Source organism: Nesterenkonia halophila (assembly GCF_009467795.1).
Lineage (GTDB): Bacteria > Actinomycetota > Actinomycetes > Actinomycetales > Micrococcaceae > Nesterenkonia > Nesterenkonia halobia.
Genome location: NZ_WIAX01000012.1, coordinates 28,439 through 47,660 on the forward strand (window position 1 = coordinate 28,439; position 19,222 = coordinate 47,660).

12 protein-coding genes and 1 tRNA gene are annotated in these 19,222 nt (G+C 73.1%); 4 read left to right on the forward strand and 9 right to left on the reverse strand.

The genetic code is table 11. The features are described from left to right. Positions 1–18: 18 nt before the first annotated feature. Genes GCL72_RS05770 through mptB (GCL72_RS05780) form a run of 3 tightly spaced genes read right to left on the reverse strand, consistent with a single transcriptional unit; the run spans position 19 to position 4,902 of the window. A complete protein-coding gene (locus tag GCL72_RS05770; protein ID WP_153143764.1) occupies positions 19–1,473 on the reverse strand; it encodes a glycosyltransferase family 87 protein in 1,455 nt (484 codons plus the stop codon). Then, complete coding sequence (gene mptB, locus GCL72_RS05775; protein ID WP_153143765.1) at positions 1,470–3,257, reverse strand: polyprenol phosphomannose-dependent alpha 1,6 mannosyltransferase MptB; 1,788 nt, start codon at positions 3,255–3,257, stop codon at positions 1,470–1,472. The genes GCL72_RS05770 and mptB (GCL72_RS05775) overlap by 4 nt, the downstream gene beginning before the upstream one ends. After that, positions 3,250–4,902 carry a polyprenol phosphomannose-dependent alpha 1,6 mannosyltransferase MptB gene (gene mptB, locus GCL72_RS05780; RefSeq protein WP_246161040.1) on the reverse strand — a complete coding sequence of 551 codons (1,653 nt, stop codon included), beginning with the start codon at positions 4,900–4,902 and terminating at the stop codon, positions 3,250–3,252. The genes mptB (GCL72_RS05775) and mptB (GCL72_RS05780) overlap by 8 nt, the downstream gene beginning before the upstream one ends. A 200-nt stretch (positions 4,903–5,102) precedes the next feature. Here mptB (GCL72_RS05780) and orn point away from each other — a divergent pair, with 200 nt between their 5' ends. From orn to rpf, 3 genes are all read left to right on the forward strand, one after another. After that, on the forward strand, positions 5,103–5,753 hold the full coding sequence (orn, locus tag GCL72_RS05785; protein WP_153143766.1) for an oligoribonuclease: 651 nt from the start codon (positions 5,103–5,105) through the stop codon (positions 5,751–5,753). A 162-nt stretch (positions 5,754–5,915) separates the two neighbouring features. Beyond that, positions 5,916–5,988, forward strand: a tRNA-His gene (locus GCL72_RS05790). A 660-nt stretch (positions 5,989–6,648) separates the two neighbouring features. Further along, entirely contained in the window at positions 6,649–7,455 is an 807-nt protein-coding gene (gene rpf / locus GCL72_RS09940) for a resuscitation-promoting factor Rpf (RefSeq protein ID WP_153143767.1), read from the forward strand. A 174-nt stretch (positions 7,456–7,629) separates the two neighbouring features. Here the strand turns inward: rpf and GCL72_RS05800 are convergent, their stop codons facing one another. From GCL72_RS05800 to leuS, 4 genes are all read right to left on the reverse strand, one after another. Then, on the reverse strand, positions 7,630–10,068 hold the full coding sequence (locus GCL72_RS05800) for a ComEC/Rec2 family competence protein (RefSeq protein ID WP_153143768.1): 2,439 nt from the start codon (positions 10,066–10,068) through the stop codon (positions 7,630–7,632). Beyond that, a complete protein-coding gene (locus GCL72_RS09880) occupies positions 10,065–10,940 on the reverse strand; it encodes a ComEA family DNA-binding protein (protein WP_153143769.1) in 876 nt (291 codons plus the stop codon). Before GCL72_RS09880 ends, GCL72_RS05800 begins: the two co-directional genes overlap by 4 nt. 73 nt (positions 10,941–11,013) lie before the next feature. Further along, positions 11,014–12,033, reverse strand: coding sequence for a DegV family protein (locus GCL72_RS05810; protein ID WP_153143770.1), 1,020 nt, complete (start codon positions 12,031–12,033; stop codon positions 11,014–11,016). 26 nt (positions 12,034–12,059) lie between these two features. Further along, positions 12,060–14,594 carry a leucine--tRNA ligase gene (gene leuS / locus GCL72_RS05815; protein WP_153143771.1) on the reverse strand — a complete coding sequence of 845 codons (2,535 nt, stop codon included), beginning with the start codon at positions 14,592–14,594 and terminating at the stop codon, positions 12,060–12,062. Positions 14,595–14,744: 150 nt separating this feature from the next. Between leuS and GCL72_RS05820 the strand changes: the two genes are divergently transcribed. Continuing rightward, positions 14,745–15,722: an alpha/beta fold hydrolase gene (locus GCL72_RS05820; protein WP_153143772.1), complete on the forward strand. Its 978-nt coding sequence runs from the start codon at positions 14,745–14,747 to the stop codon at positions 15,720–15,722. Positions 15,723–15,867: 145 nt separating this feature from the next. Here the strand turns inward: GCL72_RS05820 and GCL72_RS05825 are convergent, their stop codons facing one another. Together GCL72_RS05825 and metK are read right to left on the reverse strand one after the other, a co-directional pair. Then, positions 15,868–17,961: a primosomal protein N' family DNA-binding protein gene (locus tag GCL72_RS05825; RefSeq protein ID WP_246161041.1), complete on the reverse strand. Its 2,094-nt coding sequence runs from the start codon at positions 17,959–17,961 to the stop codon at positions 15,868–15,870. An 18-nt stretch (positions 17,962–17,979) separates the two neighbouring features. Beyond that, complete coding sequence (metK, locus tag GCL72_RS05830; RefSeq protein WP_153143773.1) at positions 17,980–19,209, reverse strand: methionine adenosyltransferase; 1,230 nt, start codon at positions 19,207–19,209, stop codon at positions 17,980–17,982. Positions 19,210–19,222 lie beyond the last annotated feature (13 nt).

Consider the following 19,222-nt stretch of genomic DNA (forward strand, 5'->3'; position numbering starts at 1 on the left):
GCGCGTGTCCGGGCATGCTCACCAGCGCAGCCTCGCGCGCAGCGGCGCTCCCCGTCCCGGCAGCGTGAATCGGTCGTCGCGGCCGGCGGTGGTGCCGGCCAGCGGGTCGAACACCGGCGGCTCGCCGACGCGGACGACGTCGCGCTGCGGGTCCAGGATCTCACGGACCACCTGGACCACCAGATGGATCACCGCCGCCATGTGCAGCACGATGCCCAGTCCGTAGGCGACCTCGATGAGGTGATGGCCGGCGCCGAACTCCCCGCCGGAAGTGATCTTCGCGCTCATCAGCCACACCGCCGCCCAGTGGAAGACTTCGACGGCCTGCCAGACGGCCAGCCCGCGCAGCTTCGGCCGGGCGAGCACCGCCAGCGGGATCAGCCACATCACGAACTGCGGCGAATAGACCTTGCCCAGCAGGATGAAGCAGGCGACGATCAGGAAGCACAGCTGCGCGAGGCGCGGACGCGTCGGCGCGGCCAGGGCCAGCCAGGCGATGCCCAGGCAGCAGAGCAGGAACAGCCCGTTGGACAGCAGCGAGAAGCCCTGCCCGTCCAGCGGCAGCCAGGTGAAGGCCAGCCACATCGAGGAGAACGAGACCTCGCGGTCGGAGGAGAACCGGTAGAAGGTCGCCCACTGGTCGAAGGCGGTGAGCATGAACGGCAGGTTGACCACCAGCCAGGTGCCCGCGGCGCCGCCGACGACCGCCGCCAGCGAGCGCAGCCGCCCGCTGCGCAGGCACAGCACCAGGATCGCGCCGAGGAAGAACAGCGGATACAGCTTCATCGCCGTGCCCAGGCCCAGCAGCACCCCGGCCCAGACCGGCCGCGAGCGGCCGAAGAGCAGCAGCGCCAACGCCCCCAGGAACACCGCCCACATGTCCCAGTTCACCGACAGCGTCAGGATGATCCCCGGGGCCAGAGCGACCAGCAGCGCGTCGCCGCGCCGGCGTCCGGCCGAGGCGGCGGTGGCCAGCACAGTGCCGAGCCAGCAGAGCACGACGGCGGCGTGGTTGAGGTCGTAGAAGGCCAGCACCCGATCCGCGCCCTCGCCGGTGCCCGGTACCAGCGAGGCCAGTGCTCCGGCGACCAGGCCGAGGAGCACGGGGTACTCCATCACCTGCCCCTCGGGAGCCGGATCGAGGAACGGGAAGACGCCCGCGGCGAGCCCGCGCTCGGTGAACAGCAGCGAGAAGTCGGAGTAGCACATGTGCACGTGCTGGTCGGGGCTGGCCCAACCGTTGATCCGGCACCATTGCACCGCCAGCACCGAGAGCACTGCGCCGACGACGGTCGCGGCCAGCAGCAGCGCCAGCAGGCGCGGGCCTGTCGGCAGGTGCAGCCGGCCCGGCCCGGTCGGGCGGGCGGAATCCTTCCGGCGGTCCTCGGCGGGGCGCTCGGCAGGCTGATCGGCAGAATAGTCGGCGGGATGGTCGGCGGGATGGTCGGCGGAGTGCTGCGACGGTCGTCTCACCTGGGGTCCTCCGGGCTGGGGCGGTCGGCGGGGCGGGGGCGGTCGGCGGGATCTCTCGGCCCGTCGGCGGGCGACCCTCGGGCGGTCCCGGCATCGGCTCCGGCACCGGTTCCGGAGCTGCTCCCGAGGTCGGGCACCGTGTCGGGCATCGTGTCGGGCACCAGCTCCCGCCTCGACCAGGAGCGCCTGCGGATCGTCGGGGCGCGCACCGAGGTCCAACCCTCGGCGAGGTTCCATCGCTGGGCGGGGCGGGAGAGGTCGAAATGCTCGCCGGTGCCGGGGTCGATGAGCACCAGGAAGGCCAGGTAGGCCAGCGCGACGAGCACGGCGATGCTCTGCACTGTGGCCGTGTCGATCCACTGGGCCACCGAGAGCTGTCCGACCAGCGAGACCAGCACCACTCCGGTGAGCACCAGCGTCACCAGCATCAGCAGCCGCCCCCGGTGGACGTGGACGACGGCGACCAGCGGGAGCACCCACAGCAGGTACCAGGGCTGGATGATCGACGAGCAGGCCACCACCAGGGCGACGGCGTAGCCCGCCCAGAGCACCGGATTGCCCAGCCGCGGCCGCAGCAGCATCACTGCGACCAGCAGCACCGAGAGCACGCGGAAGCCCAGATGGACCGCCGAGGCGACGACGTCGGCCTCGGGACCGCCGGCCTCGGCGACGACCCAGCCGACGGCGCCGCCGAGCAGCCCCACCGGTGCCGCCTGGGTGATCGCCGACCCGGCGGTCAGCGCCGCAGTCACCCAGCCCAGCCCGACGCCGAGGGCTTGGCCGGCCGCCAGCAGCAGCAGCACCGCCACCGCTCCGGCGACGAGCCACTCGCGCAGCCGCAGCGCGTAGGAGTCGGTGCGATCCAACGTCAGCAGCATCGCGAAGGGCAGCACGACCACGGCGATGGGTTTGATCGCCACGGCGGCGGTGAGCACCACGACGGCCGCCAGCCGCCGGCGGCGCAGACACCACCACAGGCCCAGCAGGACCAGTCCCAGCATCGGCGCGTCGTTGTGCGCCGCCGGCAGCAGCACCAGCAGGCTCAGCGGATTCAGCAGGCACAGCCACAGCGCCCAGGCCGGCTGCGAGCCCATCGCGCGGGCCAGCCGCGGGATGACGCGGACCATCAGCAGCACTCCGGCCAGGCTGAGCAGCCGGAAGCACAGGATGCCGATCTCCGGGACCCCGCCGGAGAGGACCCAGATGCCCCGTGCGATGAGGAGGAACAGCGGCCCGTAGGGCGAGGGCGACTGCGCCCAGACGCCGTCGGCGCCCTCCATGAACCAGCCGGGCAGCTCCGAGACCCCGGTCTCGTAGGGGTTCATCCCGCTCTGCAGCACCCGCCCCTGGGCCAGATAGGAATAGACGTCGCGGGAGATGATCGGCAGCGTCAGCAGCAGCGGCGCCGACCACATCCACACCGCCGTGCGCACTGTCGCAGTGGCCTCCGCAGTCCAGCCGCCCACCCGGCGCGACAGGCGCAGCCAGGAGCGCACCAGCAGCAGCGTGCCCAGCACCAGCAGCACTGTGCAGGTGACCACCCCGCCAGTCGTGGTGCGCAGCGGCAGCAGCAGCGGGCTGGTCGCCAGCAGCGAGTCCGGGGTGATGGGCAGCCAGCCCACGCCCCAGGAGCCGACCATGATCAGCAGCGCGGCCAGCAGCCCCTGGCGCAGCGTGTGCGAGACCGCCGCCTCCTCGCCGCCGATCAGCCAGGACGTCACCGGCAGACGGCCGAGCAGCTCGCGCAGAGCCACCACGAAGCGGCCGAGACGGGACTCACGCATGCGCATCCCCGCTGCTCCCGGAACGCTCGTGCCGCCCCGGCCGCCGCGCCGTCGTCGGATCCGCCGCGTGCCGCGCCGTCGGCCCGCGGGTGCGCCACCCCTGGAACAGCACCCAGCGGGTGCCGCGGTCGACGAGCGCCATCCAGGCGATGCAGGTCCAGGAGATGGCCAGCGACAATGCCGCCATCCGGCCCTCCATCTGCAGGAAGTTCCAGATCGAGAGCTGGTCCATCGCGCCGAAGGCCAGGAAGAAGGCCACGGTGAAGACGACCCATTTGAACTGCCAGTCGCCGCGGATGCCGGTGACGGCGAACAGCGGCAGCAGCCACAGCAGGTACCAGGGCTGGATGATCGGCGAGAGCACCACCAGCGCGGTCAGCGCCCACATCATCCGCTGGACGATGTGCTGCTCCGAGCCGCGGACCATCAGCACGATCACGATCGCCACCGAGATCAGCCGGCCGAGGAGCTTCAGCGTGTCCAGCGTCCAGTACGAGGTCAGACCCAGCGAGTCCAGCAGCGTGCTCAGCGCCGTGTCGAGGATGCCGATCGGCGACCAGAACACGCTGCCGGTGCCGGTTCCGGCCAGCACGCTCACCCAGCCGAAGCCCGAGCCCTGCACGAACCCGACGGCGACGAGCACCACGGCGGCCAGTGCGGCGGTCATCGCCCAATACCTCAGACGTCGCGGCCAGGAGGCGCCCGGACCGGCCCAGAGCAGTCCGATGAAGGGCAGCAGCACCATGGTGATGGGCTTGATCCCGATCGAGAGCACCACCAGCAGCGTGGCGACGACGCCGCGGCCGAGGGCGGCGGCCCAGATCCCGGCGAGGGCGAGGCCGACCATCAGCGCGTCATTATGCGCCGAGGAGATGAAGCTGACGATCAGCAGCGGGTTCGCGACGGTGATCCACTGGGCGCGCCCCGGGTCGACGCCGTGCATCCGGGCCAGCGGCGGCACGCAGACCATGATCAGCACGACGCCGAGCACGCAGGCGGCCCGAAAGAGCAGGATGGCCAGGTCGACGTCGTCGCCGGTCAGCCGCATCACCCCGGCCTCCAGCCAGAGGAAGATCGGGCCGTAGGGCGTCTCGGACTCCGCCCAGAGGACGTCGGTTCCCAGCTGGAACCAGTTCGCCACCGAGGAGACGCCGCTCTCGTAGGGGTCGCGGCCGGCGAGCACCAGCCTCCCCTGGCCCAGATAGGCGAAGACGTCGCGGGAGAAGATCGGGGCGGAGACCAGCTGGGGCAGCGACCAGAGCGCCGCGGCCAGCGTGACCGTGCGCAGGCTCTTCCCGCCGAAGCCCTCCAACGCTCGACCGAGGCGCAGCCAGGCGCGGAACATCACCCAGCAGCCCAGGGTGAGCGCCGCCGTCGAGGCGATCACCCCGGCCGGCTCGGTGCGCAGCAGGATCACCCAGTCCAGCCGCGCGGCCGCCGAGATCGAGACCAGCCAGCCGACGCCGAAGGAGCCCAGCAGCACCAGCAGCGAGCCCAGCACCCCCTCCACGAGGGGTCCGCGGGGACTGCGCGGGCGGTGCTCGGTGCGACCGAACTCCTGGATGCGGGAGAGCATCTCGCGGAACCGACCGCCGGGTCTCGGCGTCCGGGAAGCGGGATCGTCGGCGGCGGCCTGCTCGGTCATCCCCCCGAAGATACCACCGGGGCCGCACGACGCCGGGGCGCCGTGCGGGCGCGGATCCGCGTGCTGGCGGGGCTCGAGCCGGCGCTCCGGGACGGCCGGCGACGTTCGGCGACGCAGAGTCGGTCACAGTGCCGGACGCTGCGCCCGATACCGTGACCGACGCCGTGCCGCAGGCTCCGTCTCCTCGATAGACTCTGCCCGTGACTTCTTCAGAGACGACTCCCCCTGCGACGACCGCCGCGACGACCGAGACCGCCTCCGGAGCGGCTCCCGGCGCCCGGCCGTCCGGCTCCAGCGCCGCCGGCGACTGGTCCGGGCGCATGGTCTGGATCGACTGCGAGATGACCGGACTCGATCCCGACTCCGACGTGCTGCTCGAGGTGGCCGCCCTGGTGACCGACACCGAGCTGAACATCCTCGGTGACGGCGTCGACGTCGTGATCCGCCCCGACGACGGCGCGCTGGAGGCGATGGGCGACTTCGTGCGGCGGATGCATCGCTCCTCGGGCCTGTTGGATGAGCTGGACTCCGGCATGACCGTCGAGGAGGCTCAGCGCCGCGTGCTCGACTATGTGCGCACCTGGGTCCCGGAGGCCGGGGTCGCCCCCCTGGCCGGCAACTCGGTCCACGCGGACAAGGCCTTCCTGCGCCTGGCCATGCCGGAACTGGTCGACCATCTGCACTACCGGATCATCGACGTCTCCACGATCAAGGAGCTGGCCTCGCGCTGGCACCCGCAGGCCCGCGAGGACGCGCCGGAGAAGACCGGCAACCACCGCGCGCTGGGCGACATCCGGGACTCGATCGAGGAGCTGCGGCACTACCGGGCGACGGTCTTCCGCCAGGCGTGACGCCCGCTCGACGCCGGTGAGAGGGACGTCACACCCGCTCCGGGCGGGTCTCGATGTCTCATCGTCGGACGGATATGTGTAGACTGTCATCTGCTGTTCGACGACCCCCGGGGTTCACCGGGGCGTTCGGAGAGCACGGGTGCGGCGCAGGTCGCAGTCGTGGTGGGCGTAGCTCAGCAGGTAGAGCATCGCGTTGTGGTCGCGAGGGTCGCGGGTTCGAATCCCGTCGCTCACCCGGATGGTACGTGGGGTCCATGCTTTCGATCGGAAGCATGGGCCCCATCGTCGTCCCGAGGCCCGCCTCGGCCCTCGGCGCCGCCGCTTCGAGCATGTCGTGACCTGAGCGTGACCTGAATACCGCCCGTGGTCAAGCAGGGCACGACGAGCAGGTGACGAGCAGGCGAACGCCGGATGGACGTGGGGTGTGCTGAGTGTCACACCCTGCGGTCGATGGTCGGGCAGCACCCGCCCGCGATCTCCTGACCTGGAGCGACGACGCCTCGGTCGGGACGGCACCCCGCTCACATGATGTTCACAGAAAACTTGATCACAGGACGATAACGCCCCTCGATCCCCGTCATGGCGCCGATCTGGATGTTCGACACGCTCATGGAGCGAGTTGACGCAACCGTTCTGAGACCTTTTACTGGTTTGCGGACATCTTCTGTGATGTCGGCGTGATCTGAGGCGCAGCTGGTGGCAGCACCGGTCTCCGGCTTCAGCTCCTCCCGTTCCGGGCCGACCTCGCAGAAGCACAGGTGCCGGCAGGCCCCCTGACACCGTCCACACTGCCGGCTCCGGTGACCATGACCGCAATACATGTGAAAGAAGGCGGACGGTGGCATGACGACGGCCCGGGAGGGTCCGAGTGTGGGGACTTCGGAGCGAACTGCCAATGCAGACCAAGCAGACTTTCAAGAAGATCGTCGGCGGCGGAATGGCCGCCGCGACCCTGGCGGGCGTCGGCGTCGCCGCGACCGCCCCGGCCGCCAACGCCTCCGTCTGGGACCAGCTGGCTCAGTGCGAGTCCGGCGGCGACTGGAGCATCAACTCCGGCAACGGCTTCTACGGTGGACTGCAGTTCACCCCGTCCTCCTGGGCCGCAGTCGGCGGCTCGGGCATGCCGCACGAGGCCTCCAAGGCTGAGCAGATCCAGCGGGCCGAGAAGCTGCAGTCCATGCAGGGCTGGGGTGCCTGGCCGGCCTGCTCCGCGAAGCTGGGCCTCTCCGGCGACCCGGCACCCGCACCGGAGCCCGAGCCCGAGCCGGCCGACCAGGGCCCGACCGACGCGGAGCTGGAGGCCCAGCGTCAGGCCGAGGCTCAGGCCCAGGCTGAGGCCGAGGCTCAGGCCCAGGCTGAGGCCGAGCAGCAGGCCCAGGCCCAGGCCCAGGCCGAGGCTGAGGCCGAGCAGCAGGCCCAGGCCGAGCAGCAGGCCCAGGCCGAGGCTCAGGCCCAGGCCGAGGCTGAGGCTCAGGCCCAGGCTCAGGCTCAGCAGCAGGCCGAGCAGCAGTCCGCCGCCCAGTCGGCCGAGGTCGAGGTCTCCGGTGAGACCCACCAGGTCGAGTCCGGCGACACGCTGGCCAAGATCGCCGCCGAGCACGGCATCGAGAACTGGCGCGACCTGTGGAACGCCAACGCGGACCAGATCGAGGACCCGAACGTCATCTTCGTCGGCGACGAGCTGAAGCTGCCGGTCGCCTGAACGACCTGATCCGCGGCGGCTGACGCCGCCGCACCCGGCTCGGTCCGCCTGCGCGGACCGCGACCGCCTGGAAGGGGCGGGAGACGACGGACACCGTCGGCTCCCGCCCCTTCTGTCGTCTCCGGCCCCTGCGCCTGCCCGCTCCGTCCTCCGCGACCCGACCGAGGGATGCGCTCAGCCGCCCGTCCGCACCCGCAGCACGCCGTCGTCGAGGGAGAACGCGATCAGCCCGTGCTCGTCGGTGCGGTAGACCGTCGTCCCCGCCGCCTGCAGCGCCTGCAGCGTCACCTCGGCCGGGTGCCCGTAGTCGTTCTCCTCGCCGACGGAGATCACCGCGACTTCGGGGCGGCGTCGGGAGATCAGCGCCGTGCCGCCGTCGCGCGCCCCATGGTGCGAGACCTTCAACAGATCGATGTCCTCCGGCAGCCTGCCGGCGTCCAGCGCCTCCCGGGTCTCGGCGGCCTCCAGGTCCCCCTGCGTCAGCACATCGACTGTGCGGTCGCCGCCGTCCCTCGAGGACGACGGCGCGCCGCCGGACGACACCGCGAAGTGCACCGCCGCCGAGGCGTCGTTCGGCGTCGCCGCCTCGGCCGCGGCATGGACCACGCGCCACTCCACGGGCATCCGGCCGGCGACACGTCCGGAGACGCCCGGCTCCGCCCGGTGCACCGGGACGCCGTCGAGCCCCAGCTCGGCGGCGGCGTCCCACCTGCGACTGCCGCCGTGCAGGACCTCCCGCACCTCACGGCCCTCGGCCACGCCGTCGACGCCTCCGACATGGTCCTGATGCTCATGGGAGAGGAACAGCACCCGCACCTGGTCGACCCCCAGCGTGTCGAGACACGCGTCGGCCGGGTCCGGAGCGGGCCCGGCGTCGACGACGATCGCCTCCTCGTCCCCGCTGCGCACCACGAGCATGTCTCCCTGGCCGACGTCGCACTGGGCGATCCGCCAGTCCTCGCCGGGTCCCGAGCCCACCGGGGTCGGCGCCAGCAGCCCGGAGAGGCCCGGCAGCGCCTGCACCGGCATCACCAGCGCGAGCAGCGCCGCCGCCCCGGCGGCGAGGACCCCGGCCCCCGACCGGCTCAGACGCCGGAGGACCAGGGAACGGACCAGGGCCAGCGCGGCCAGGATATAGAGCATGCCGAGGACCGCTCCGGCGCCGCCGTCGGGCCAGTCGACCATGGCCTGCGGAAGGTCGGCGGCCTCGCGACCGACGGCGGCGATCAGCGCCGCAGGGATGCCGCAGCACCACAGCATCGCCTCGGCGAGGCCCGGCAGCCAGGCGGCCAGCACCGCCGCGGCGGTCCCCGGCACAGTGACCAGCGGAACCAGCGGCGCGGCGAGCACATTGGCCGGGATCGCATAGAGGCTCATCCCCTCGGCCAGCGGAACCAGCAGCGGGGTGACGAAGAGCTGGGCCGCACATGCCAGCGCCAGCACGGAGGCCGCCCAGCGCGGCATCACCGTCTCCAGCAGCCGCTGCAGGGGCGTGCCCATGAGCACGATCCCGGCCGTCGCGGCCGCCGAGAGCGCGAAGGCCGGCTCCATGGCGAACCACGGGTCGACCACCAGCAGGGTGATCACGCAGACGCAGAGCAGCGGGAAGGCCGCTCGCCCGCGGCCGGCGAAGAGCGCCAGCGCTCCGATCCCGCCCATCACCGCCGCCCGTATCACGCTCGGCTCGGGGTGGACGAGCAGCACGAAGGCGGCCAGCGTGACCACTGCCGCCGGCGGCGAGCACCAGCGCGGCAGGCGCAGCAGCCGCAGCCCGGCCACCACTGCGCCCAGGACCAGCGCACAGTTCGCCCCGCTGACTGCGGTCAGGTGGCTCAGCCCCGCCTGCTGCATCGCCGTGGTCAGCTCCTCGGACTGCTGCGAGCGATCTCCGAGGACCATCCCCGGCAGCAGCTGCGGGGCCTCCCCCGGCGCAGACTCCGCCGCCTCCGACGTGGCGGTCCGCATGGACTCCACGACCCTCCAGACGCGCGTCCAGTCGTCGGGCGGCAGCTGGTCGACCGGCTCGCCGAAAAGCGTGAGCAGCGCCGTCGCTCGGTCTCCGGGCTCAGTCGGCGTCGACTGCAGCAGCCCGCGCAGGCGTTCGCCGTGACGGATCGTCCCCGCCGCCTCGGCCTCGAGCAGCAGCACCGCCGAGGCTTCGACCTCGCGCCGCTGCCCGGCCTCTCGTCGGGTGAGCACCTCGACCCCGACGATCGCCCGGGGCGTGCCGTCGGGTCCGGCCTCGGCGATCCGCCGCGGATCGGATACCGCCCGCAGGGTGAGCTGCTGCGGCGCCCGCTCCTCGACGACCCGGTCCCATCCGCTCTCCTGATGCGCGGAGAGCTCCAGCCCCGCGGTCAGCGTCGCGGCGCCTGCCAGGCTGCAGGCCAGCACCAGATGCACCGCCGCCTGCCGCAGGCGTCGCGACTGCCCGCCGTCGGAGAGCAGACGCAGCACGGCCGCCAGCAGCACGCCCAGCAGGACGGCTCCGCCCAGCAGCACCAGCCCCATCGCCAGCGCGCCCGCGGCGTCGAGATGCACGGCCGCCGCGGCGGCCGCCCAGGTCCCCGCGGCCGCCGGCAGCAGCCGCAGATCCAGCGGTCGCGGGCTCACCAGGTCACCTGGCCCTCGAGGTCCTCCAGCGTGGCGGGACCGATGCCGCGCACTCCCGCCAGGTCCTCCAGCGATTCGAAGGGCCCGGCCGTCTCCCGGTGCTCGAGGATCCGCTCGGCCAGCGCCGGCCCGATCCCGGTGAGTCCCTGCAGCGTCTCCGCGTCGGCCCGGTTCAGGTCGACCGGCCCGGCGTCCTCGGTTCCGTCCGCACCTCCTCCGGATCCGCCGCTCGGCCCAGCGCCTCCGCCCGGGGCGGCCGGTCCGCCCGCCGTCTCGCCGGACTCCAGCTCCTCGAGCGTGGGCACACGCAGATAGCCGCCGTCGACGGCCTCGGCGGCCAGGTTGACGCCCTCGGCGGCGGCTTCCTTCGTCAGTCCGCCGGCGGCCTTCACAGCGTCGCGGACGCGGGAGCCGGGCGGAAGCTCCACCACCCCGGGTTCGACGACGGCGCCGGCGACGTGCACGACGATCGCCGCAGAGGTCTCTGCCGTTGCCGAGATCTCGGGAGGCTCGGAGCCCGGCGGCGGGTCCTTCCTCGTGGCGTCGGCGGACTCCGGATCGCTCGCGGTCGCCTCCCCGGCGTCGGGCGTCGCCTCGCCGCCGGCTTCCGAGCCGGTTCCCGAGCCGCTTCCTCCGCCCGGGCCGGGCTCGGCGCGCAGCGTGGGATCCTCGGGCGGCTGCTCCGAGGCCGAGGGGCTGCCGGTCAGCCAGGAGACCGCCAGCCAGACCAGCAGCCCGACCACCACCGTCGCCGCGGCGGTGAAGCGCAGACCCACGCGCGTCGGCGCCCGGTGAGCGGCCTCGCGCCGGGCGCGCAGTCGCTCCCGTCGGGAGAGCACGGGGTCGTCGTCGAAGAGCCCCTGGTCGTCCATGCCGCCGAGGCTAGAGACTCGGCGAGCCCGGGCCGAGCCGATCGGCCGCGGCTGTGGAGGCCACGGCGTGTCCTCAGTCCGCCGAGCCCTCCTGTGCAGGAGTCGCGCGCGCCGGGGCGGAAGGACCCGCGGGGCCGGCGGAGCCGTCGAGCGGGCTCAGGCAGATCCCGAGGACGCCGAGGCCCAGATGCGCCGCCAGCGAGGGCGGGACGTCGACCACCGGCACCGGCGCCGCGGAATGCTCGTCGAGGGCCTCGGCCAGCTCCAGGGCCTGCTCGGCGTTGCCGAAGCCGTGGACGGCGATCCGCGCCGGGGCCCGGACCGCGGCCTCCTCGACCGCCCGGGCGGTCAGCCGCTCCACGGCCTTCTCGAGGCTGCGCGAGCGCTCCTCGAGCTGGATCGCCCCGTCGCGCAGCGCCAGCAGCGGCCGCACCGAGAGCAGCGTGCCCAGCAGCCCGCTCAGCGCAGTGATCCGACCGCCGCGGCGCAGCTGTTCCAGGTTGGGCACCACGAAGAGCGCTGTGCTCGCCTCTGCCGTCTTCCGGGCCGCTTCGGCGGTCTCCGCCGCCGTGCCGCCCAGCAGCGCGCACACTGCCGCCTCCAGGACCGCATGGCCCATGGTCATCCCCGTCTGCCGGGAGTCGACGACCTCGACGGCGACGTCGACCTGCTCGGCGGCCAGCCGGGCGGCCTCGACGGTGCCGGACAGCTCGGCGGAGAGATGCACGGAGACGATGTGCTCGACGCCCCGCCGGGCCAGCTCCGCATAGGCCTCGGCCAGCCGTCCCGGCGACGGCCGCGAGGTGACCACCCGGCTGCCCTGGGCCAGCGCCAGCGGCAGCTCCCGGGCCAGCTCCTCGCCGGACTCCGAATGGATCTGCTCGCCGATCATCACCGGGATCGGCACCACGGTGATCACCTCGGCCAGCGGCCCCAGCGCATGCGGCGGCAGCGCCGCCGAGGAGTCGGTGACCACGGCGACGCGCGGCCGGCGTCGGCGCAGTCCGGCGCGCAGACCCGCCGCACGCCGTCCGGTCCGCAGACGGCCGCGCCAGGAGTCGCCCCAGGCGTGCAGCCGCTGCTCGACGTCCATGGCCGCCTCCTCGTCGAACCGCCCGATCAGCCGGTCACCACGTTGACGAGCTTCGGCTCGCGGACGATGACCTTGCGGACCCCGCCGCCCTCGTCGACGTACTTCTGGATCTTGGGCAGCGCCAAGGCCTTGGCCTCCAGGTCCTCGGCGGAGATGTCGGCCGGGACCGCGAGCTTGTCGCGCAGCTTGCCCTTGACCTGCACCACGGCGGTGACGGTGTCGTCGACCAGCAGCGTCTCCTCGACGACCGGCCAGCTCGAGTTCGCCACCGAGGGCTCGCGGCCCAGGACCGCCCACATGTCCTCGGCAGTGTACGGAGACACCAGCGAGAGGATCTGCGCGGTGATCTCGGTCGCCTCGCGCACCGCCGGGTCCGCCCCGCCGGCGCCGGCGTCGATCTCCTTGCGGATCGCGTTGACCAGCTCCATCAGCCGGGCGATGATCACGTTGAACTTCTGCGCCTCGACCAGCTGCTCGACCTCGGCGACGGTGCGATGCGTCGTCGCCCGCAGCCCGGCCACGCCGTCGGCCGGGTCGACGCCGACGGCGCTGCTCACGTCCTGGGCCAGTCGCCAGGCACGGGCCAGGAACTTCGCCGAGCCCGACGGCGAGACGTCGGCCCAGTCGACGTCGTCCTCCGGCGGCGAGGCGAAGACCATGGTCAGCCGCACCGCGTCGACGCCGTAGGCGTCGAGCTGCTCGCCCAGGTCGACGCCGTTGCCCAGCGACTTGCTCATCGCCCGGCCGCCGTTGAGCACCTGCCCCTGGTTCATCAGCGCGCTGAACGGCTCGTCGAAGTCGATCAGCCCCAGATCGTGGATGACCTTGGTGAAGAAGCGCGCGTAGAGCAGGTGCAGGATCGCGTGCTCGACGCCGCCGACGTACTGGTCCACCGGCATCCAGCGCTTCGCGGCCTCGACGTCGAAGACCTGCGAGTCGTCGTGCGGGCTCAGGAAGCGCAGGAAGTACCAGGAGGAGTCGACGAAGGTGTCCATCGTGTCGGTGTCGCGCTCGGCCGCACCGCCGCAGGACGGGCAGCTGGTGCGCACCCAGGACTCGGCGGCGGCCAGCGGGCTGCGGCCCTTCGGGGAGAGCTGCTCGCCGCGCAGGTCGTCGGGCAGCTGCACCGGCAGCTGGTCCTCCGGGACCGGGACCTCGCCGCAGGTCTCGCAGTGGACGATCGGGATCGGTGCGCCCCAGAAGCGCTGCCGGGAGAGCAGCCAGTCGCGCAGCCGGTAGTTCACCGTCGCCTCGCCGACATGCTGTTCGGCCAGCACCTCGACCGCCCGCTCGATGGCGGCGGCCTTGTCCCGCCCCTCCCAGGCCGGGGAGTTGATCGCGGCGCCCTCGCCGGCGGTGGCCACGCCGGTCTCGACGGGGTCGTCCTCTCCGGTGTCGACGACGACGCGCACGTCGAGGCCCATCGCGCGGGCGAACTCCAGGTCGCGCTGGTCGTGGGCGGGCACGCCCATCACCGCGCCGGTGCCGTAGTCGGCCAGCACATAGTCCGAGGCCCAGACCGGCAGCCGCTCGCCGGTCAGCGGGTGGATCGCGTGCCGGCCGAGGAAGACGCCGGTGCGCTCGCGCTCGGCGGACTGCCGCTCGATGTCGGAGACCGAGCCCAGCTGCTCGCGGTAGGCCTCGAGCTCGCCGCGGTGCTGGTCGGTGACCAGCTGCTCGGCCAGCTCGGCGTCGGCGGCGACCACCATGAAGGTCACCCCGTAGAGCGTGTCGGGCCGGGTGGTGAAGACCTCCACCGGCTCGACGTCGGCGCCGTCGGCGGCCGGCTCGATGGTGTAGCGCACGGAGGCGCCGGTGGAGCGGCCGATCCAGTTGCGCTGCATCGCCAGCACTCGCTCCGGCCAGCGGCCGGAGAGCTGGTCCATGTCGTCGAGCAGCCGGTCGGCGTACTCGGTGATCGCGAAGTACCACTGGTTCAGCGACTTCTTCGTCACTTCGGTGCCGCAACGCTCGCAGGCGCCGTCGACGACCTGCTCGTTGGCCAGCACCGTCTGGTCCTTCGGGCACCAGTTGACCGGCGAGTCCTTCCGGTAGGCCAGCCCGCGCTGATGGAACTGCAGGAACAGCCACTGCGTCCAGCGGTAGTAGGCCTCGTCGGAGGTGTGCAGCCGGCGGGTCCAGTCCGCCGAGATCGCATAGCGCTTGAAGGAGGACGCCTGCGTGTCGATGTTGCGGTAGGTCCACTCGGCCGGATGCGCGTCGTTCTTGATCGCGGCGTTCTCCGCCGGCAGCCCGAAGGAGTCCCAGCCGATCGGGTGCAGCACGTTGTAGCCGCGCAGCCGGGCGTAGCGGGCCGGGACGTCGCCGATGGCGAAGGCCTCCGCGTGGCCCATGTGCAGGTCGCCGGAGGGGTACGGGAACATGTCCAGCACGTACTTGCGTTCGCGCTCGTCGTCCTCGGCGGCGACGAAGGTGCCCTCCTGCTCCCAGTACGGCAGCCAGCGAGCTTCGATCGCGGCGACGTCGTACTGGTCGTGCTGCTGCTCGTGCTGGCCGGACGGCGCGGCCGGCGTCGCCGCGGAATCGCTCGCATTGCTCACGTGTGGGGCACCTCGTGGTCGAGTGGCGTGGTCAGGGGCAGGCGGCGCGGGAGGGCCGCGCGCCGACCCGACCCAGTCTAACGGGACGCGCACGACGGCGCGGTGCCGACTCTGAGGCCGTCACCGGGCCCGCCGCGCTAGCCTGGCACGGTGACAGACCACCGCTCCGCGATGCCCGCTTCCGACGCCGACGACGGCGACACTCCCTGGACCGGCGCCCCGCCGCGGACCGGCGAGTCGGCGACGGTGACCGTCGACGTCGGCGGACGCGACCACCCGGTCCGCGTCTGGCGGCACGCCGCGCCGACGGCGGGCTCCTCCGACGGCTCCCCCACTCGCCGTCTGCTGCTCATCCACGGCTTCCGCGGCGACCACCACGGCATGGCGCTGCTGGCCGACGCGCTGGCCGACCACGAGGTGCTCGTCCCGGATCTGCCCGGCTTCGGCGAGACCGCCCCGGTCCCCGGGGCGCGCCACGACCTGGACACCTACGCCGCCGTCGTCGAAGGGCTGGCCGCGGCCCTGGGGCTGGGCACCGACGACGTGCTGGCCGGGCATTCCTTCGGCTCGCTGGTCGTCGCCGCCCATGCCGCGCGCACGTCGCGCAGCTGGGCGTCGCTGGTGCTGATCTGCCCGATCAGCGACGACATCTTCACCGGTTCGCTGCTGCCCGGCGCGCTGGGCGTGGAGGCCTTCTACGCCGCCGCCCGGGCGGTGCCCGAACCCGGGGCGCTGAGACTGCTGCGCTGCCGGCCGATCATCGAACTGACGAACCTGACGATGCTCACCAGCCGCGACGCGCAGATCGCCGCCTACGTCCGCGACCAGCACCGGCGGCACTTCAGCGGCTTCTCCGACCGGCACACCGTCGACGAGGCCTACCGGGCCTCCAGCCGGCACACTGTCGGCGAGTTCGCCGACCAGCTGGACCTGCCGGTGCTGCTGATCGGCGCGGCCCGGGACCAGCTCAGCACCGCCGAGGGCCGACGGCGGCTGCGCGAGGCGCTGCCGCAGGCGCGGCTGGAGGTGCTGAGCGGCGTCGGGCACCTGGTCCACTACGAGAAGCCCGCCCCGGCCGCCCGGGCCATCGGTCGCTTCCTCGCCGACCTCGACGCCGGGGTGTTCTGACCGGGCCGCGACGGTGACCTGGTCGTGTCACCCGCCTCCACGGCGACTCATCGCTGGGCTGTGCGGTGTCGTCGGGCCATGGCCCGACGACACCGCCCAGCCCAGCGACAGGATCGGCCCGCCGACGTGCACGGACGCAGAGCTCTCAGAACTGCAGCGCGTCGACGTCGTCGACGGCGATCCGCACCCCGCGCCCTTCACGGTGGGCGCTGTGCGTCCGGCGCACCCGGCGGATCTCCCCGACGACCTCCTCGGCCTGGGCATAGCTGAAGAACAGCAGCCAGCGCTGCCGGTCCTCGTCCACCGGCGCCGGGCCGATCCAGGCCAGCCCCTCGGGCAGCTGCAGCTGGCCGATCAGCTGCTCGGTCTCCTGCGCCTCGCCGGTCAGCGAGAGCATCCGGCGCGCCGGCGGCAGGCCCAGCTCACGACGGCGGGCCAGCTCGCGCCGCGCCCAGCCGACCGGATCCCAGCGCACCAGCGCGGCGGTGAGCTCCTCGGCGCCGGCGGTGACCACCACCGTCCCCTCGCCGCGGGCGGCCTCGCGCCGCGGACGCACCAGCGAGGCCGCACGGAACCAGCGGGCCAGCACCCGGCGCGGCACGTCCAGGCCCTCGCGGGTGAGCTGGGCGTCGCCGTCGAGCAGCAGCGCCGCGGCGTAGCCGTCCTCGGCCACCGGCTCCACGCCCGGAGTGGAGACCACCAGGGCGGCCTGCGCGGAGACCGACTCCACCGGGTGGTCGCCGGTCGAGGAGACCACCGGCACCCCGGCGAAGGCCCGGCCCAGCTCGTGGGCGGTGCGGTCGGCGCCGCGCGAGCCGGCGCGGAAGGCGCCGTGGCCGCAGACCGTGCACCGGTGGTCCCGGTGGTGCAGCCCGCACCAGCGGCACCGCAGCGTGCGGGACTGGCCGTGGTGGGCCGGGATGGTCAGCGGCCCGTGGCAGCTGGGGCACTGTTGCCGGCTGCGGCAGCGTTCGCAGAGCACCGCCGGGATGAAGCCGGCCCGGCCGACCTGGACCAGCACCGGCCCGTGCTCCAGGGCTTCGCGGGCGGTGCGATAGGCGGCCGCGGGCATCCGGGCGCGCTGGGCCGAGGGGTCGTGCTCCTGCTGGTAGGAGTCGGCGTTGGCCATCACCAGCGGCGTCGCCTCGCGGCGCAGCTGCCTTTCCGGGGCGGTCTCGGTCAGCCAGCCCAGATCCACCAGCCGCTGGACCTCCAGGCTGCGGGCGGTGGAGAGGAACAGCAGTGAGGCCCCCGTCTGCACAGTGCGCAGCAGCGCGGTCTCGCGGACGTGATGGTACGGCGCGCGCGGCTCGGCGTGGGAGGGGTCGTCGTCGTCGAGGACGACGATCAGCCGCGGGGCGGCCACCGGGGCGAAGATCGCCGAGCGGGTGCCCACTGCGATCCGGGCCTGGCCCATCCGCAGCCGCAGGAAGGCACGATAGCGCGGGGTCGGGCCGACGTCGGCGGTCAGCCGGGCGACGTCCTCGGCGCCGAAGACCTCCTCCAGCCGCGTGGCGGCGCGGTCGACGTCGCGCTGGTCGGGCAGCACGACGACGGCGTCTCCCCTGATCTCTCGCCCGCCGTCCGCGCCCTCGTCGGGCTCCAGCGCCTCGCGCACCGCACTGACGATCATCTCCACCCAGCTCTGCGGCCCGTAGGAGGTCAGCGCCAGGGCGGCTCTGCGCGGTCCCGGCGCCTCGGCCCGCAGCGACTCCTCGGGCGGGACGAGGCCCTCGAACTCCTTCTCCACCCGGGCGACCCGCGGCGGCACCGCCGCGCGCAGCACGTCGGAGGCCACTCCGGCGCCGCGGGCGGCGACCTGCTCGGCCAGCTGCAGGATCTGCGGGGCGAGCACCGGCGTCGAGGAGACGACTTTATGGATCAGCGCCAGCCGCGAGGAGGTGCCGGCGGCCTCCAGGCGCTCGACGACGTGGCCGAGCATCTCCCGGCCGGAGAAGCGGACCTTCACCCGACAGCCGGGCACGACTTTCTCGTCGCGGTCGGCCGGGACGACATAGTCGAAGGGCCGGTCCAGATGCGGCACGCCCGAGTCGAGCAGCACGCGGGCGATGGGCTGCTGCGTCGCCGCCCCGGCGGGCAGGCTCGGCGCCGGCGGCGGCGCGAGGCTGTCCAGCAGCGCCGGCTGGCGCGGTGCGGACTCCTGCCGCGCCTCGCCGGCGTCGCCCGCCGTCTCCGACGCCGGGCCGGAGTCCGGCCCGTCAGCGTCCCTGCCGTCCACGCCGCGCACCGGCGCCCCTCAGGCGCCGACGAAGGACGTCAGCTCGTCCACCCGGTCCAGGCGCTCCCACGGGAAGGTGTCGCCGTCGTGGCCGAAGTGGCCGTTGCGCGCCGACTGCCGGTAGATCGGCCGCTTGAGGTCCAGATCCTCGATGATGCCCAGCGGCCGCAGGTCGAAGACCTCGTCGACCGCCCGGGCGATCAGCTCCGGATCGACGTGCTCGGTGCCGAAGGTCTCCACGTAGACCCCGACCGGACGGGCCCGGCCGATGGCGTAGGCGACCTGGATCTCGGCACGGTCGGCCAGCCCGGCGGCGACGACGTTCTTCGCCGCCCAGCGCATCGCGTAGGCGGCCGAACGGTCCACCTTCGACGGATCCTTGCCGGAGAAGGCACCGCCGCCGTGACGGGCGAAGCCGCCGTAGGTGTCGACGATGATCTTCCGGCCGGTCAGCCCGGCGTCGCCGACGGGACCGCCGACGACGAAGGGCCCGGAGGGGTTGATGATCGTGTCGGTGCCGGAGACGTCCAGCCCGGAGGACTCCACCACCGGGGCGATGACCTGCTCGTTCAGCGCGGCCTGCAGCTCCGCCTGGGTGGTCTCCTCGGCGTGCTGCGAGGAGACGACCACTGTGTCCAGCGTCACTGGGCGGGCGCCGTCGAAGCCGATGGTCACCTGCGTCTTGCCGTCGGGGCGGAGGAACTCCAGCTGCCCGTTCTGCCGCACCTCGGTCAGCCGCGCGGAGAGCCGGTGCGCCAGCGCGATCGAGGTCGGCATGTAGGTGTCGGTCTCGTTGGTGGCGTAGCCGAACATGATGCCCTGGTCGCCGGCCCCCTGGGCGTCGCGCGGGTCGCGGGCGCCCGAGCGGGCCTCCAGCGAGTTGAACACGCCGGCGGAGATGTCCGGGGACTGCTGACCGATGCTGACCGAGACGCCGCAGCGGGCGCCGTCGAAGCCGTTGGCCGAGGAGTCGTAGCCGATGTCCAGCAGCGTCTGGCGCACGATCTGCGGGATCTCCACGTAGCCGGAGGTGGTGACCTCGCCGGCCACATGGACCAGGCCGGTGGTGGTCAGCGTCTCGACGGCGACGCGCGAGTCGGGATCGACGGTGAGCATGGCGTCGAGGACCGCGTCGGAGATCTGGTCGCAGATCTTGTCCGGGTGCCCGATGGTCACCGACTCGGAGGTGAACAGGCGGAGGGCGCGCTCCTGCGCCGACTGGGTTGCTGCGCGGTTGCTCGAAGTCACTGCCACATCCTAC

What these genes read in the sequence shown, in the direction of transcription:
- mptB (WP_153143765.1), bottom strand. Translation starts at nt 3,257, where the DNA reads ATGCGTGAGTCCCGTCTCGGCCGCTTCGTGGTGGCTCTGCGCGAGCTG.
- mptB (WP_246161040.1), bottom strand. Translation starts at nt 4,902, where the DNA reads ATGACCGAGCAGGCCGCCGCCGACGATCCCGCTTCCCGGACGCCGAGA.
- rpf (WP_153143767.1), top strand. Translation starts at nt 6,649, where the DNA reads ATGCAGACCAAGCAGACTTTCAAGAAGATCGTCGGCGGCGGAATGGCC.
- GCL72_RS09880 (WP_153143769.1), bottom strand. Translation starts at nt 10,940, where the DNA reads ATGGACGACCAGGGGCTCTTCGACGACGACCCCGTGCTCTCCCGACGG.
- GCL72_RS05810 (WP_153143770.1), bottom strand. Translation starts at nt 12,033, where the DNA reads ATGGACGTCGAGCAGCGGCTGCACGCCTGGGGCGACTCCTGGCGCGGC.